General features: G+C 65.0%; 14 protein-coding genes and 1 riboswitch. Of the genes, 3 read left to right on the top strand and 11 right to left on the bottom strand.

All coding sequences use genetic code 11. From position 1 onward, the window contains the following. Positions 1-28: 28 nt before the first annotated feature. From AB3X96_RS28825 to miaB, 5 genes are all read right to left on the bottom strand, one after another. A complete protein-coding gene (locus tag AB3X96_RS28825) occupies positions 29-934 on the bottom strand; it encodes an HlyC/CorC family transporter (RefSeq protein WP_176105093.1) in 906 nt (301 codons plus the stop codon). 219 nt (positions 935-1153) lie between these two features. Beyond that, entirely contained in the window at positions 1154-1813 is a 660-nt protein-coding gene (locus AB3X96_RS28820) for a gamma-glutamylcyclotransferase (protein WP_184226455.1), read from the bottom strand. A 25-nt stretch (positions 1814-1838) separates the two neighbouring features. After that, positions 1839-2300: an rRNA maturation RNase YbeY gene (ybeY, locus tag AB3X96_RS28815; RefSeq protein WP_176105095.1), complete on the bottom strand. Its 462-nt coding sequence runs from the start codon at positions 2298-2300 to the stop codon at positions 1839-1841. 90 nt (positions 2301-2390) lie between these two features. Then, complete coding sequence (locus tag AB3X96_RS28810) at positions 2391-3476, bottom strand: PhoH family protein (RefSeq protein ID WP_368592391.1); 1086 nt, start codon at positions 3474-3476, stop codon at positions 2391-2393. A gap of 61 nt (positions 3477-3537) precedes the next feature. Next, on the bottom strand, positions 3538-4923 hold the full coding sequence (gene miaB / locus AB3X96_RS28805) for a tRNA (N6-isopentenyl adenosine(37)-C2)-methylthiotransferase MiaB (RefSeq protein WP_368592390.1): 1386 nt from the start codon (positions 4921-4923) through the stop codon (positions 3538-3540). A gap of 409 nt (positions 4924-5332) precedes the next feature. On the opposite strand from miaB, the gene AB3X96_RS28800 reads away from it, so the two are divergent. After that, on the top strand, positions 5333-6040 hold the full coding sequence (locus tag AB3X96_RS28800) for a helix-turn-helix domain-containing protein (protein ID WP_368592389.1): 708 nt from the start codon (positions 5333-5335) through the stop codon (positions 6038-6040). A gap of 138 nt (positions 6041-6178) precedes the next feature. Continuing rightward, positions 6179-6362: riboswitch (FMN riboswitch) on the top strand. 149 nt (positions 6363-6511) lie between these two features. Continuing rightward, positions 6512-7231 carry a 3,4-dihydroxy-2-butanone-4-phosphate synthase gene (gene ribB / locus AB3X96_RS28795; protein ID WP_368592388.1) on the top strand — a complete coding sequence of 240 codons (720 nt, stop codon included), beginning with the start codon at positions 6512-6514 and terminating at the stop codon, positions 7229-7231. Between the two features lie 98 nt (positions 7232-7329). Here ribB and AB3X96_RS28790 read toward each other — a convergent pair whose 3' ends face one another. The 3 genes from AB3X96_RS28790 to glpD all read right to left on the bottom strand — a co-directional run bounded on the left by AB3X96_RS28790 (position 7330) and on the right by glpD (position 11346). Next, positions 7330-8016 (bottom strand): HAD family phosphatase, encoded by a 687-nt coding sequence (locus tag AB3X96_RS28790; protein ID WP_176365616.1) that lies wholly within the window; start codon positions 8014-8016, stop codon positions 7330-7332. Positions 8017-8149: 133 nt separating this feature from the next. Then, on the bottom strand, positions 8150-9649 hold the full coding sequence (gene glpK / locus AB3X96_RS28785; RefSeq protein WP_368592387.1) for a glycerol kinase GlpK: 1500 nt from the start codon (positions 9647-9649) through the stop codon (positions 8150-8152). A 167-nt stretch (positions 9650-9816) separates the two neighbouring features. Beyond that, the gene (gene glpD, locus AB3X96_RS28780; RefSeq protein WP_368592386.1) at positions 9817-11346 is read right to left on the bottom strand and encodes a glycerol-3-phosphate dehydrogenase; all 1530 of its coding nucleotides are present in this window, start codon (positions 11344-11346) and stop codon (positions 9817-9819) included. A 214-nt stretch (positions 11347-11560) separates the two neighbouring features. Between glpD and AB3X96_RS28775 the strand changes: the two genes are divergently transcribed. Continuing rightward, positions 11561-11920, top strand: coding sequence for a hypothetical protein (locus AB3X96_RS28775; RefSeq protein WP_246391772.1), 360 nt, complete (start codon positions 11561-11563; stop codon positions 11918-11920). A 57-nt stretch (positions 11921-11977) separates the two neighbouring features. On the opposite strand, the gene AB3X96_RS28770 is transcribed toward AB3X96_RS28775, so the two are convergent. The 3 genes from AB3X96_RS28770 to AB3X96_RS28760 form a co-directional block, all read right to left on the bottom strand. Beyond that, positions 11978-12631, bottom strand: coding sequence for a TetR/AcrR family transcriptional regulator (locus AB3X96_RS28770; protein ID WP_368592385.1), 654 nt, complete (start codon positions 12629-12631; stop codon positions 11978-11980). 102 nt (positions 12632-12733) lie between these two features. Further along, entirely contained in the window at positions 12734-12931 is a 198-nt protein-coding gene (locus AB3X96_RS28765) for a hypothetical protein (RefSeq protein ID WP_013090475.1), read from the bottom strand. 308 nt (positions 12932-13239) lie between these two features. Continuing rightward, a complete protein-coding gene (locus AB3X96_RS28760; RefSeq protein WP_176121795.1) occupies positions 13240-14019 on the bottom strand; it encodes a DeoR/GlpR family DNA-binding transcription regulator in 780 nt (259 codons plus the stop codon). Between the last annotated feature and the right edge of the window lie 232 nt (positions 14020-14251).

The following is a 14251-nucleotide window of genomic DNA, read 5'->3' as shown; positions in this document are numbered from 1 at the left end:
GGGCCGTGCATCGGCCCGAGCCGCCGGCTCAGGTCTGCACGTGCTGCGACTCGCGTTCGCGCTGGCCCGCGAGCGGGTCGCGGCGCACCAGCAGCATGTGGATCTGGCGGGCGTCGCCGCGCAGGATCTCGAAGATCAGATCGTCGAGGCGCACTTTCTCGCCCCGATGCGGCACCCGGCCGAAGTGATGCGTGACCAGCCCGCCGATCGTGTCGACTTCTTCGTCTGAATAATGCGTGCCGAAGGTGTCGTTGAACTGCTCGATCTCGGTCAGCGCGCGCACCCGGAAGCGTCCGTCCGGCGACGCGATGATGTTGCCGCTTTCCTCGTCGAAATCGTATTCGTCCTCGATGTCGCCGACGATCTGCTCCAGCACGTCTTCGATCGTGATCAGGCCCGCGACGCCGCCGTATTCGTCGACGACCACCGCGAGGTGGTTACGGTTCACGCGAAAGTCGTGCAGCAGCACGTTCAGCCGCTTCGACTCGGGGATGAACACGGCCGGGCGCAGCATGCCGCGCACGTCGAATTCTTCTTCGGCGTAGTAGCGCAGCAGATCTTTCGCGAGCAGCACGCCGATGATGTTGTCGCGATTGCCCTCGTAGACCGGATAGCGCGAATGCGCTTTCTCGAGCACGTAGGGGATGAATTCGGCGGGATTGTCGGCGATGTTGATCGCGTCCATTTGCGCGCGCGGCACCATGATGTCGCGCGCGCTCAGTTCCGAGACCTGGAACACGCCTTCGATCATCGACAGCGAGTCGGCGTCGATCAGGTTGCGCTCGTGCGCGTCCTGCAGAATTTCCAGAAGTTCGGCCCGCGAGTCGGGTTCGGGCGAGATGAAGTCGGTCAGGCGTTCGAGCAGCGAGCGCTTTTCCTGCGGTTTGTCGAGATGGCGTCCGGTATGGCGTCGACTGGGATACGTGTCGTTCATGGTAGTGCGCCCGGCGAGACTGGGCGCGCTGTTACAGAGCGTTAAGGATACACCAGGCAAATGGCGGAACCGTGTCCGGCCGGGCCTGGCGATGAGTGAAGCCAAGGTGAAACGGCCGCGCCACGAAGGCGGAGCGTGGAATCATCCTAACCGATTACGCGGTCAAAAGCGCTCGCCGGCAAAAAAGTCGCGGGTGGGGTTTTCGCCGAGATGACGAAATTACACGACCGGCTTGCAGCGCGCGAGCAGCGCTTCGAGCGCGCGGTCCGGCATCCCGCTTTCGCGCAGCGCATGCACGGTGCGGCTTACGTAATCGAAAGTCGTGCCGTAGCGGCCGCTCGCGCAGCCCAGCACGGTCTGAATGATGTCGTCGCGCAGCTTGCCGGTGTAGCTCGGCACGTCGCGGCGCATCACGAAGGCGAGCGCGTCGACGCGCCGGCCGTCCGCGAGTACGCACGGCAGCCACGCGGGACGGTACGAGCCCATCGGCATTTCGCGGCGCCACAGTGCTTCGAGATGCGGCATCGAGCCATCGGCCGCGAGCCGGAACGCCATGCCGGTGCACGAGCCGCCGCGATCGAGCGCGAGCACGAGGCCGGGCTGCTCGGGCGTGCCGCGATTCACACGCGACCATAGATAGAGGCCGCGGTGATAGCCGTGCACCTTCGAGCGCATCGCTTCGACGGTGGGCAGTCCCGGGTTCCAGATCAGCGAGCCATAGCCGAACAGCCACAGATCGCTCTGGCGGTCCCAGCCGCGCAACGTGCATTCAAGCGACGCGCGCAGTTCGTCGTCAGTCAGAAGCCGCGAGTCGCCGAGCACCGGCGGGTAGTCCGGGCAGGGCACAGGAATCTCGGTTTCGGGGGACGGAGTGCTCACTGTGGGTTCGGAGGGGCCGGGACGTCTATTGATAAGGGTCCGGAAAGCCGAGCCTGGCGAGGATTTCGGTTTCGATCGCCTCCATTTCCTCGGCTTCTTCTTCAACCTCGTGGTCGTAGCCTTGTGCATGCAGCGTGCCGTGCACGAGCAGGTGCGCGTAATGCGCGGCAAGCGGTTTGCCCTGCTCGGCGGCTTCCTTCTCGATCACCGGGCAGCACAGAATCAGATCGCCCGTCACCGGGTCGTCTTCCGATTCGGCATAGGCGAAGGTCAGCACGTTGGTCGCGTAATCCTTGCCGCGATAGGTGCGGTTCAGCGTGCGGCCTTCTTCGGCGTCGACGAAGCGAACCGTCAATTCGCCGTCTGCGAACAGCGCCGCCTTGATCCAGCCGGCCACCGTCGCGCGCGGCAGTAGCGCCTTGTGTTCCGGCCAGGCTTTGGCAGCGGGAAATTGCAGGCTCAGCGTTAGTTTTGGGGTGCGGCTCATGCGGTTTCTGTGCGTGGCGTTCGTGGCTCAGTCGTTTTTTGCGGCATGGTGGCGAGGCCACGCGGACCTCGCGCTGCGAAGCGCATCGCTTTAGCGCGAATCGGCCGCGGCGGTCGACTTCTGCGCATGCGCATCGTACGCCTCCACAATTCGCGCGACCAGCGGATGGCGCACCACGTCCGCGCTCGTGAAGCGCGTGAGCGCGATGCCGCGCACGTTCGCGAGCACTTGCTGCGCTTCGATCAGCCCGCTCTTCTGGCCGCGCGGCAGGTCGACCTGGGTCGTGTCGCCGGTGACGACCGCCTTCGAGCCGAAGCCGATCCGCGTGAGGAACATCTTCATCTGCTCGGGCGTGGTGTTCTGCGCCTCGTCGAGGATGATGAACGCGTGATTCAGCGTGCGGCCGCGCATGTACGCGAGCGGCGCGATTTCGATCATCTGCCGCTCGAACATCTTCGCGGTTTTGTCAAAGCCGAGCAGGTCGTACAGCGCGTCGTACAGCGGACGCAGATACGGATCGACCTTTTGCGCCAGATCGCCCGGCAAAAAGCCGAGCCGCTCGCCTGCTTCGACGGCCGGGCGCGTCAGCACGATGCGTTTGACCTGGTCGCGCTCGAGCGCGTCGACCGCGCAGGCCACCGCGAGGTAGGTCTTGCCGGTGCCGGCCGGGCCAACGCCGAAGGTGACGTCGTGCGACACGATCTGCTTCAGGTACTCGCGCTGCGCCGGCGTGCGGCCGCGCAAATCCGCGCGCCGCGTGTACAGTTTCGGGCCGTATTCCTCGAAGTCGTCTTCGCTCGCATTGGCATCGGCGGGCTGGTCGAACGGATGATCGGGATTGCCGGTGAAGCGCGGGTCGACGGCGTCGCCGCCATTGCCATTGCCGTTGCCGTTCGAACGATGGCGCGCCGGATGGCGCACTTCGACGAGCGCGAGCTGGATGTCGTCGACCGACAAGGGCTCGCGTGCGCTGTTGTAGAAGTTTTCGAGCGCGGTGAGCGCGAGTTTCGCGCCGCGCCCGCGGATCGTGATGCGGTGGCCACGGCGCTGCAGGGTCACGTCGAGCGCCTGCTCGATCTGCCGCAGATTTTCGTCGAGCGGTCCGCAGAGGTTGGCAAGCCGCGCGTTGTCTTCGCGCGGTGCGGTGAATTCCAGATGCTGCTGAGTGGTCTTCAAGGCGGTGAGTCGATCCTGTCGGTTGCGATACTCAGAATGTCGGTCAGTGCGCTTAGCGTGCTCAGTGCGTCACGGCGGCGCTGTCGTCGCGAACCATCACCAGTTCGCCCCGCAGCGAGTGCGGGTACGCGTGCACGATCTTCACGTCGACCATCTGACCGATCAGCCGTGCATGCGACGCCACCGGCGCCGGGAAATTGACGACGCGGTTGTTCTCGGTGCGGCCCGCGAGCTCGTTCGGATCCTTGCGCGCCGGGCGCTCGACCAGAATGCGCTCGACCTTGCCGACCATCGCGTCGCTGATGCGCTGGACGTTCTCTTCGATCGTGGCCTGCAGATGCTGCAGACGTTTCAGCTTCACCTCGCGCGGCGTGTCGTCGTGCAGGTTCGCGGCCGGCGTGCCGGGGCGCGGGCTGTAGATGAACGAGAAGCTCGTGTCGTACTTCATCTCTTCGACGAGCGCCATCATCTTCGCGAAGTCTTCCTCGGTCTCGCCGGGGAAGCCGACGATCATGTCCGTCGACAGCGACAGATCCGGGCGGATCGCGCGCAGCTTGCGGATTACGGACTTGTACTCGAGCACGGTGTAGCCGCGCTTCATTGCCATCAGGATGCGGTCGGAGCCGTGCTGCACGGGCAGATGCAGGTGGCTGACGAGCTTCGGCACCTTCGCATAAGTGTCGATCAGGCGCTGCGTGAATTCCTTCGGATGCGACGTCGTGTAGCGAATCCGTTCGATGCCGGGGATGTCCGCGACGTATTCGATCAGCGTCGCGAAGTCGGCGATCTCGGTCGAGCCCAAGGTCGGTGCGCCGCCGAATTTTCCACGATAGGCGTTCACGTTCTGGCCAAGCAGCGTGACTTCGCGCACGCCCTGGTCGGCGAGGCCGGCGATTTCGGTCAGCACGTCGTCGAGCGGACGCGACACCTCCTCGCCGCGCGTGTACGGCACGACGCAGTAGCTGCAGTACTTGCTGCAGCCTTCCATGATCGACACGAACGCGCTCGGACCTTCGACGCGCGCCGGCGGCAGGTGATCGAACTTCTCGATTTCGGGAAACGAAATATCGACCTGCGCGCGGCCGCTCGCGCGACGCTCGTCGATCATCTGCGGCAGGCGGTGCAGCGTTTGCGGACCGAACACGATATCGACGTACGGCGCGCGCGCGACGATCGATGCGCCTTCCTGGCTAGCGACGCAGCCACCCACGCCAATGATCAGATTCGGATTCGCGTCCTTCAGCTCGCGCACGCGGCCGAGGTCGGAGAAGACTTTTTCCTGCGCTTTTTCGCGCACCGAGCAGGTATTGAACAGGATCACGTCGGCGTCTTCCGGCGTGTCGGTCTTGACGAGTCCTTCAGCGGCACCGAGCACGTCGACCATCTTGTCGGAGTCGTACTCGTTCATCTGGCAGCCAAAGGTTTTTACATAAACTTTCTTGGTCATCGAATTTCGCCGGTCGCAGTGGTTAACCTGGGGGCGTCGTAAAAAGGTGAAGGAGGCCGCGGCGCGGGGCAGCGCGGCTCTTGATGGCCGGCTTGCGCGTGTCTTTGCAGCGTAACTGCATATTATAGCCCTTCATGCTGCGGGGGTTTTAGCGCTCATTAGGCGCTCATTGGCTGCTCCAGCGGCAGTCCCAGCGGGCTTCCCGGTTGATCCGACACCTGCGCGAAGCGCTCGGCGAGGATATCGAGCAGCGCGCGCACGCTCGCCCAAGGCGCGTGAGTCGTCAGTTGCTTGCCTCCGCCATGCTGATAACAGTGTGAAGATAACTTCGTTGGGCGCGGCGAGAGCCGATGCTATCTTGCCTCCACTTACTGCTCTTGCGCCGTTGGGCGGCGCTCTGGAGGCCAATATGCATTCCCCGCTCGCGCTGGTCCGCGATCCTTCGGCCGATGGCGATACCAACGCCGCGCCGCGCTCTGCCGAACCCTTCGATGCGCTCGAACAGCTGGTCGGCGTGAATCTGGCGCGGCTGCGCGCCGAACGCCAGCTTTCGCTCGATGCGCTGGCGCGCGCGTCCGGCGTGTCGCGCGCGATGCTCGCGCAAATCGAGTCGGCGCGCAGCGTGCCGTCGATCAAAGTGCTGTGCAAGGTGGCGGCGGCGCTGAAGGTGTCGGTGGCGGCGTTCCTGCGGCGTCACGCGACCAACGGCTTCGAGCATCTGCCGGCCGAGCGTTCGGCCCGCGTGGTCAGCGCGAACGGGCGCTACTCGGTGCGCCCGCTGTATCCAGACGACGAGTCGATCGCCGCCGAGTTTCACGAGCTGCGGATCGCGCCGCTGCATACGGAGGCGGGCATTCGCCGCGCGCCGGGCACGACGGTGAATCTGGTGGTCAGCGACGGCACGCTCGAAGTCAGCGTGCACGACCAGCGCCAGCTGCTCGCGACCGGCGACGCGATCGTGTTCGACGCCGACCAGCCGCACAGCCTGCGCAATCCCGGCGACACCGAGGCGCGCGCGTTTCGCGTGACGCTGCGAGCTGAGACGCCGCCGCGCTGGGAAGTGCGGGCCGCGAGCGCCGCACGCGATGAAGCTGCGCGCGAAGGCGTACCGGGTTGAGAATCGACGGCATTCGAGGTTCTGGCGCAGCTCGGGGCGTCGATGCAGGGCCAACGCCGCCAGTAGGGTCTTTGTTCGTCGTGCTGCAGCGCTTGCGCGACTGTTGTATGCTTCGCCGGCCGGTCAAACCGGCAATCAGTGCGTCTTCAGGGCGGGGTGCAATTCCCCACCGGCGGTAGGCCGACAGCGCGACAGCGTGAGCCGGCAAGCCCGCGAGCGCCCGCATCGAGTGGTCTTCGCAGTAGCGGAGATTGCGGCGGGGTCAGCAGATCTGGTCAGAAGCCAGAGCCGACGGTGATAGTCCGGATGGAAGAAGATGTGCAGATAGTCATGTGCGTTCCGCGATGCCGCCCGTAGCTTGGGCGGCTGATGATCGTCCGCTTTCGTGCGGCGTGCCAGGCGGCGGCGCGTCAGTCTGTTTGCAATGCCCTGAAACGTTTCTCGCCCAACTTTTGCGATGAGCGTTTCAACATGTCCTTTGCTACTTTTCCCGCTCCGTCGACGATTGCAGACGATGCCTTCGCCGATCTCCCTCTGCTTGCCACCGAAGCCGTTCCGCCGCGTATCGCCGCCGCCTTGCAGGCACTGCGCGAGGGTCGCGCCGTGGTGCTGCAGGACGACCACGACCGCGAGAACGAAGCCGACCTGATCGTCGCGGCCGAGCGCCTGTCGGTCGAAACGATGGCGCTCCTGATCCGCGAATGCAGCGGCATCGTGTGTCTATGCCTGCCCGACGACAAGATCCGCGCGCTCGAACTGCCGCCGATGGCCGTCAACAACGAAAGCCGTCACGGCACCGCGTTCACTGTGTCGATCGAAGCGCGCGAAGGCGTCAGCACCGGCGTGTCCGCGCAGGATCGCGTGACTACGATCCGCGCTGCGATCACCGATACGGCCACGCCCGCCGACATCGTGCGCCCTGGCCACGTGTTCCCGCTGCGCGCGATGCCCGGCGGCGTGCTGGCACGGCGCGGCCACACCGAAGGCACCGTCGATCTGGCGATCCTCGCGGGCCTGAAGCCGGCCGGCGTGCTATGCGAACTGATGAACGCTGATGGCACGATGACGCGCGGTGCGGACGTCGAACGCTTTGCCGCGCAACACGATCTGCCGATGCTGACGATCGCCGAGCTGGTCGAGTTTCGCGAGACGCTCGCGCGGGTGCGCGAGGGCGCGATGGCCGAGGCTTGACGGGCCATCATGCTTCGAGCGGCACGCAGTGCCATGACGCAAAAAGCCGGTTCTTCGCAAGAAGAACCGGCTTTTTTTATCGGCGTTGCGCGAAACCGCTACGACTGCACGTCGCCGAACTCGCCGCGCACGCCCGCGTCGATCAGCGCCGGCAGTTCATCCATATGCTTGATGATTCGCGTGATGCCCATCGCGCGCAGCGCATCCGCATAGCCGTCCGGAATATGGCTCGCGCCGACGAAGGCGATCGTCTTCATGCCGGCCGCGCGCGCCGCGTTCAGGCCCGAGACGCTGTCTTCGACGACGAGGCAGCGCGCGGGCTCGACGCCGAGCGACGTGGCCGCGAACAGATAGACATCGGGATAGGGCTTTGGCCGCGCGACCTGCTCGGCGCTGAATACCCGCTCGCCGAAAATCTGCTGCAGACCGGCCCGCCGCACCGATGCGCTCACACGTGTCATGCGGCTGTTCGACACGACCGCGGCCGGCAGCGTCACGCGCTGCAGCGCGTCGCGCACACCGTGGATCGGACCGAGCGACGCGGCGAGCGCGAGCTCGACGTTGTGCTCGATCGCATCGAGGAAGTTCGCGGGCAGTGTGATGTCGAACTGCTTTTCGAGGCCGGCGAGAAAGCGCGAGGTTTGCTGGCCGAACGCGGTTTTGATGACGGGGGCGAAATCGATGCCGGGGAAGGTGGCCGTCAGCGTGTCGAACATCACGCGATCGGCGATGACTTCACTGTCGACGAGCACGCCGTCGCAGTCACAGATGAGGTGGTCGATCATGCCTGAAAAAACGATAAGCGCAACGCGCGCGGGCGGCGGGTTGCGGGGCCCGCTCGCCGGGGTGAAAAGCGACATCATACGTGCTTTCGGACCACGTCCTTTCGACGTTCTGCGTGCCCGCGGCCTGACGACGTTACGGTGTATCGGCCCAGGCCTTCGCCGCGCGGATCGCGCGCTGCCAGCCATCGAGGCAGGTCCTGACCTCCGCATGCGGTCGCGCCGGTGTGAAGCGATGTTCGAGCTTCCACTGGCTCTTCAACTCGTCGATATCCTTCCAGTAGCCGACCGCGAGACCGGCCAGATAGGCGGCGCCGAGCGCGGTCGTCTCCGACACCTGGGGGCGCACCGTGTCGACGCCGAGGATGTCGGCCTGGAACTGCATCAGCAGATTGTTCGCGCAGGCGCCGCCATCCACGCGCAACTCGCCGATGCGAATGCCCGAGTCGGCTTCCATCGCCTTCAGCACATCGAGCGATTGATACGCGATCGAATCGAGCGCCGCACGCGCGATATGCGCGGAGGTCGTGCCGCGCGTGAGCCCGAACAGCGTGCCGCGCGCATGCGCGTTCCAGTGCGGAGCGCCGAGGCCGGCGAACGCAGGCACGAGATACACGCCGTCGCAATGCGGCACGCTGCGCGCGAGCGTTTCGATTTCGGCCGCGCTCCTGATGATGCCGAGGCCGTCGCGCAGCCACTGCACCACCGCGCCGGCGATGAAGATGCTGCCTTCGAGCGCGTAGTCGATACGCTCGCCGATCTGCCAGGCGATCGTCGTGACCAGATTGTTCTTCGATTCGATCGGTTTGGCGCCCGTGTTCATCACGAGGAAGCAGCCGGTTCCGTAGGTGTTCTTGACCATGCCGGACTCGGTGCACATCTGGCCGAACAATGCGGCGTGCTGATCGCCGGCGATGCCCGCGAGCGGAATCTTCGATGCGAACACGGTGGTCACCGTCGGTCCGTACACCTCCGACGACGGCCGCACTTCCGGCAGCATGTTGCGCGGAATGTCGAGTGCGGAGAGCAGTTCGTCGTCCCACTTCAGCGTATGGATGTTGAACAGCATCGTGCGCGACGCGTTGGTTACGTCGGTGATGTGCAGTGCGCCCTTCGTGAAATTCCACATGAGCCAGCTGTCGACGGTGCCGAACGCGAGCCGGCCCTGACGCGCCTTTTCGCGCGCACCTTCGACGTTGTCGAGAATCCAGCGGATCTTGGTCGCCGAGAAGTACGAGTCGATCGGCAGACCGGTCTTCGCGCGCACGCTCGCTTCGAGCCCTTGCGCTTTCAGTTCGTCGCAGAAGTCGGCGGTGCGGCGGTCCTGCCAGACGATCGCGTTGTAGATCGGCTGGCCGGTTTCGCGATCCCACACGATCGTGGTTTCGCGCTGGTTCGTGATGCCGATCGCCGCGATCGACGTGCCGTTCATGCCGGCTCGCGTGACCGCCTCGGCGGCGACGCCGGCCTGGGTCGACCAGATTTCCTGCGGATCGTGCTCGACCCAGCCAGGCTGCGGGTAGATCTGCTGGAATTCCTTTTGCGCGCTCGACACGACGTTGCCGCGCCGGTCGAACAGCATCGCGCGTGAGCTGGTGGTGCCTTGGTCAAGCGCAAGGACGTACTGATCCTGCATTGTCTCTTCTCCATGCATGTTATGGATCGCCGGATCGTTTGGCCGGCGATGCGAGGGCGTGTTGTTGTGAGCGAGCCGCCATAGTTTGAGGGTGCGTGCCGGCGTCGTCCAGCCGCAGCTGCGGTGGGTGGCCGGCTCCGCTCGCCGGGTGTCGTCTGCCGCGTCGCCTAAGCGCTCTGCCGGACCGGTTCGCGCGCGAACCACGCGTCGATGTCGCGCGTGACATGCTCGAGCGTGTCCGGCTCGACATGCAGGCCGAGCTTCGAGCGGCGCCACAGCACGTCCTGCGCGGTGCGCGCCCATTCGGTATCGCGCAGATAAATCAGCTCGGCTTCGTGCAGACCCGGCGCGAACTCGCGACCGAGCTCGGCGCGCGAGTGCGCCGAGCCGATCACGCGATTCGCGCGCGTGCCATACGCGCGCACGAGCCGATGCGCGAGCGATGCCGGCAGCCACGCATGTTCGCGCGAGAACTCGCCGAGGAAGCGATTGAAGTTCGCCTGCGCGATGTCGCCGCCCGGCAGCGGCGCGTCGGCGGTCCACGCGGGCGCGCCGTGGTGCAGCGCGTCGGTGAGCGTATCGACGGCCTGCTCGGCGAGCTTGCGAAACGTCGTGATCTTGCCGCCAAACACCGACAGCAGCGGCGCCTCGTTCGAGGGCGCATCGAGTTCGAGCGAGTAGTCGCGCGTGACCGCCGACGGATTGTCCGCGTTCTCGTCCTCCAGCAGCGGGCGTACGCCCGAATAGCTCCAGCGCACGTCGGCGGGCGAGATCTTCTGCCTGAAGTAGCGGTTGATCGAATCGCACAGGTACTGCGTTTCGTTGGCGTCGATCGCGACTTGCGACGGGTCGCCGCGATATTCGAGGTCGGTCGTGCCGATCAGCGTGTAGTCGTGCTCATAGGGAATCGCGAAGATGATCCGCTTGTCCGGGTTCTGGAAGATGTACGCGTGGTCGTGCTCGAACAGGCGCCGCGTGACGATGTGGCTGCCCTTGACGAGCCGCACGCTATGCGACGACGGCCGGCCAAGCGCGCCTTGCAGCAGCTCGCCGACCCACGGGCCCGCCGCGTTCGCGATCGCGGCGGCGCGCGCGTCGAGAGTCGTGCCGTCCGCGCGTTGCAGTTGCGCGCGCCATTCGCCGCCGGCGCGCACGGCGTTGAGCAGCTTCGTGCGCGTGAGGATCGTCGCGCCGCGCTCGTGCGCGTCGAGCGCGTTCAGCACGACGAGGCGCGCGTCGTTGACCCAGCCGTCCGAATAAACGAAGCCGCGCTTGATCGTTTCGACGAGCGGCGCGCCGGCCGGATGCCGGCTCATCACGATGCCGCGCGAGCCCGGCAGCAGCTCGCGCCTGGCCAGATGGTCGTACAGGAAAAGACCCGCACGGATCAGCCAGGCGGGGCGCAGCTCGGGCATGTGCGGCATCACGAAGCGCAGCGGCCAGATGATGTGCGGCGCCGCGCGCAGCAGCGTTTCGCGCTCCTGCAGCGCTTTGCGCACGAGCCCGAACTCGCGGTACTCGAGGTAGCGCAGCCCGCCGTGGATCAGCTTGGTGCTCGCCGACGACGTGTGCGCGGCCAGATCGTCCTGCTCGCACAGCAGCACCGACAGGCCGCGGCCGGCCGCGTCGCGGGCGATGCCGGCGCCGTTGATCCCGCCACCGACGACGAGCAAATCGTATTTCGTGCCTTGCGTCACCTGTTGAGCCCTCTGGATCGAATCTGGAAGTGAGTTGGAAAGCTAATTGAACGAATAATGTTCGTTTTCGAACTTTAATGAGCATATTCGAAAAAGTAAAGTTCGCCTGATTTGAACGATCATGGACCGAATGGCGACGCAGTGGCGTAACGCGCGAGCGCGGACGATACTCTTGGCAGCAGCCATTTCGAGGTGATGAATGCGAGGAGTTTCGATGATCGGCGCTGCCGCGCTTCTGGCAGGATGCGTGAGTACGCCGAGTCTGGAAGGGACGAGGGGCGCGACGTCGTTCGAGGCGTTGCAGAAGATGTGCTCGCCGCAGACCGTCGACTACGGCCACGACGCGCAGATCGTCTACGAGACGTTCTTCGATGCCTATGTGGCGAACCGGCGCGGCCGTCTGTCGAATGACGACTTCTGCGCGTTCCAGGCGTCGATCGCGCAGCGCCACGCGAGCGAGGGGACGAGCAGCGATCCGAAGGTGCGCAACCAGTGGGTCGAGTTCTTCAACGAGCAGCGCGCAAGGGCGCTCAGCTGGCGGGCGACTGTCGACCCGACCTTGCGTAGCGGCTAAGTGGAAGTGGGTTGACTGGTGGGCCCGACTCTCGCGCCGCCTGCCAGGCGCACCGGTTTACTTTTGCGGCGCCAACGCTCCGCGCCACAGCATGCGCAGGATCTGCGCGAACACCGCTTCGCGTGACGGCTCATGTGCGCCGTCGTCGGCGGAATCGGCCTGTCGGACCGCCGGCGGCGGCAACTGGTTCGCGAGCGCGAGCATCGTGAAGCCGTGCAGGCTCGTCCAGTACGCGTAGCCGATCAGACGCGGATCGCCTTCGAGAACACCCGCCTCGACGAGCCGCTCGAAGTGCGCTTCCAGCAGGCGCCACGCGCGTTGCGACGCCGCGGCCAGCTCGGGGTAAGCGCCTTGCTGTTGCGGCGTCTGATCGAACATCAAACGATAGGCGTGCGGCTCATCGAGCGCGAAGTCGACATAGGCCCGGCTGACGGCGCTGTGATCGATGGCGGGGGCGCTCGCGGGGATCGCTTTCGCGGCCGCTTCGAGGCGCGCGGCGAAGCGGTTGAACGCGGCGGCGCGGACCATCGCAAGAATTTCTTCCTTGTCGCGGAAATAGCGATACGGTGTCATCGCGCTGCAGCCGAGCTCCTTCGCCAGCTCGCGCATCGTCACGCCTTGTGCGCCGCGGGTCGCAAACGCGTTTTCCGCGACGCGTCGCATCGCTTCGCGAAACTGCTGGATGTCGTCGGCGGAGAGCGTCTTGGGCATGCGCGAGGTCGGGAAGAAGTCCGTCGCGCGAATTTACTGTGTAAATGAGATGCGCACAACAAAGGGCCGCGAAGGCGGCCCGCTGTCAACTGCAGGGAAAACTCACGAATAACGTTTGATGGCCCGCAATGCGGTGTCGCCGGTTTCCGTCACGCGCCATTCTTCGTTGCCCGATGCGAGGCGTTCGAGTTGCACCAGTTGGCGTTCGAGCAACGCGTCGAGTTCTTCTCGGTCCATTTCGACCTGGTTGGGGGCGTCCTTGACGAGCAACAACGTGGCGAATTCATGCGGACTCAGCATCGTTCTCTCCATGTCAGCAAATTGCGGACAGCCTTGCAGTCGACCAGTAGGCCGGGGCGGGGGTCCGCTAAAGATCGGGGCGGGAGGTACGGCTTACACGACAGATTCACACAACCGACGCCGTGCGAAACTCGCAACGTACGCTGGGGAACTGGAGTGTAGGCGAGCACCGAAGAAACGCCAACCTGGTCCCCGTAAATTTTCCATTTGACAATTGGCCGAGCGATAGGCGGTCCGGCCCTGCAGCCAAATTCTTGATTTCACGCGAGGTTTTGCGTGCACTGCAGCATGGCGGAGAACGCCTGGAATTATCCGGCGATGTAGATTTGACAATTCGCGGCGTTCAGAGCCTCGGCCATGTCGGCGGGTGGGGCGGCGTCGGTGAACAGCGCGTCGATCTGCTCGAGATGTCCCTGGCGAACTAGCGCGGGACGGCCAAACTTGGAGTGATCGGCGGCGAGGAAAACGGTGCGCGCGTGCTCGATGATCGCCTCGGCGACACGCACTTCGCGCGTATCGAAATCGCGCAGCGTACCGTCCGTTTCGATGCTCGACGTGCCGATGATCGCGAAATCGACCTTGAACTGGCGGATGAAGTCGATCGCCAGTTCGCCGACGATGCCCTTGTCCCACGGTCGCACGATGCCGCCCGTCACCAGCACTTCGCAGTCCGGGTAGCCGCTCATCATGCTCGCGACGTTCAGATTGTTCGTGATCACCCGCAAGCCGCGGTGGCGGTTCAGCGCGCGTGCCACTTCCTCGGTGGTCGTGCCGAGGTTGATGAACAGCGATGCCTGGTCCGGAATGTGAGTGGCCACCAGCGCCGCGATGCGTCGCTTCTCTTCATGGAACATGCGCTGGCGCGCGGTGTAGGAGACGTTCTCCGAACTGGTCGGCAGACTGGCGCCGCCGTGATAGCGGCGCAGCAGGTTCATATCGGCGAGCCAGTTGACGTCGCGGCGGATCGTCTGCGGGGTGACGTCGAAGTGGCTCGCGAGGTCGTCCACGGTCACGAAGCCGTCGCGTTGCACCCACTCCAGCAATTCCTGTTGCCGGGCGTTGAGAGTCAGGCGGGGGTCTCGTGTCATGTGTGGTGTGTCGTGGCTGTTGTGTCGGCGCGGTCCGTCGTCGTCATCAAGCGGGTGGCCGAAAGCCGGCCGTCGACGAACGCGGTTGCGGCTATTGTAAGACCATCGTGCCCCCCGTCCGCCAACCGGCGCGATCCGCTGGAATTGCCGCGAGCACTCCGAATCTGCTCGAACCCCGATTCAGGCGCATCACGCATTTATTCATTTAATAAATGAATTTGTTTTTTGGCGC

It is taken from the genome of Paraburkholderia sp. BR13439, from assembly GCF_040948805.1.
GTDB classification, from domain to species: domain Bacteria; phylum Pseudomonadota; class Gammaproteobacteria; order Burkholderiales; family Burkholderiaceae; genus Paraburkholderia; species Paraburkholderia youngii.
This window is presented reverse-complemented; position numbering and strand designations above follow the sequence as displayed.

Coding starts and splice junctions, on each gene's coding strand:
- glpK (WP_368592387.1), bottom strand. CDS start 9,649: ATGCAGGATCAGTACGTCCTTGCGCTTGACCAAGGCACCACCAGCTCA.
- AB3X96_RS28790 (WP_176365616.1), bottom strand. CDS start 8,016: ATGATCGACCACCTCATCTGTGACTGCGACGGCGTGCTCGTCGACAGT.
- AB3X96_RS28765 (WP_013090475.1), bottom strand. CDS start 12,931: ATGCTGAGTCCGCATGAATTCGCCACGTTGTTGCTCGTCAAGGACGCC.
- AB3X96_RS28800 (WP_368592389.1), top strand. CDS start 5,333: ATGCATTCCCCGCTCGCGCTGGTCCGCGATCCTTCGGCCGATGGCGAT.
- AB3X96_RS28825 (WP_176105093.1), bottom strand. CDS start 934: ATGAACGACACGTATCCCAGTCGACGCCATACCGGACGCCATCTCGAC.
- miaB (WP_368592390.1), bottom strand. CDS start 4,923: ATGACCAAGAAAGTTTATGTAAAAACCTTTGGCTGCCAGATGAACGAG.
- AB3X96_RS28770 (WP_368592385.1), bottom strand. CDS start 12,631: ATGCCCAAGACGCTCTCCGCCGACGACATCCAGCAGTTTCGCGAAGCG.
- ribB (WP_368592388.1), top strand. CDS start 6,512: ATGTCCTTTGCTACTTTTCCCGCTCCGTCGACGATTGCAGACGATGCC.
- ybeY (WP_176105095.1), bottom strand. CDS start 2,300: ATGAGCCGCACCCCAAAACTAACGCTGAGCCTGCAATTTCCCGCTGCC.
- AB3X96_RS28775 (WP_246391772.1), top strand. CDS start 11,561: ATGATCGGCGCTGCCGCGCTTCTGGCAGGATGCGTGAGTACGCCGAGT.
- AB3X96_RS28760 (WP_176121795.1), bottom strand. CDS start 14,019: ATGACACGAGACCCCCGCCTGACTCTCAACGCCCGGCAACAGGAATTG.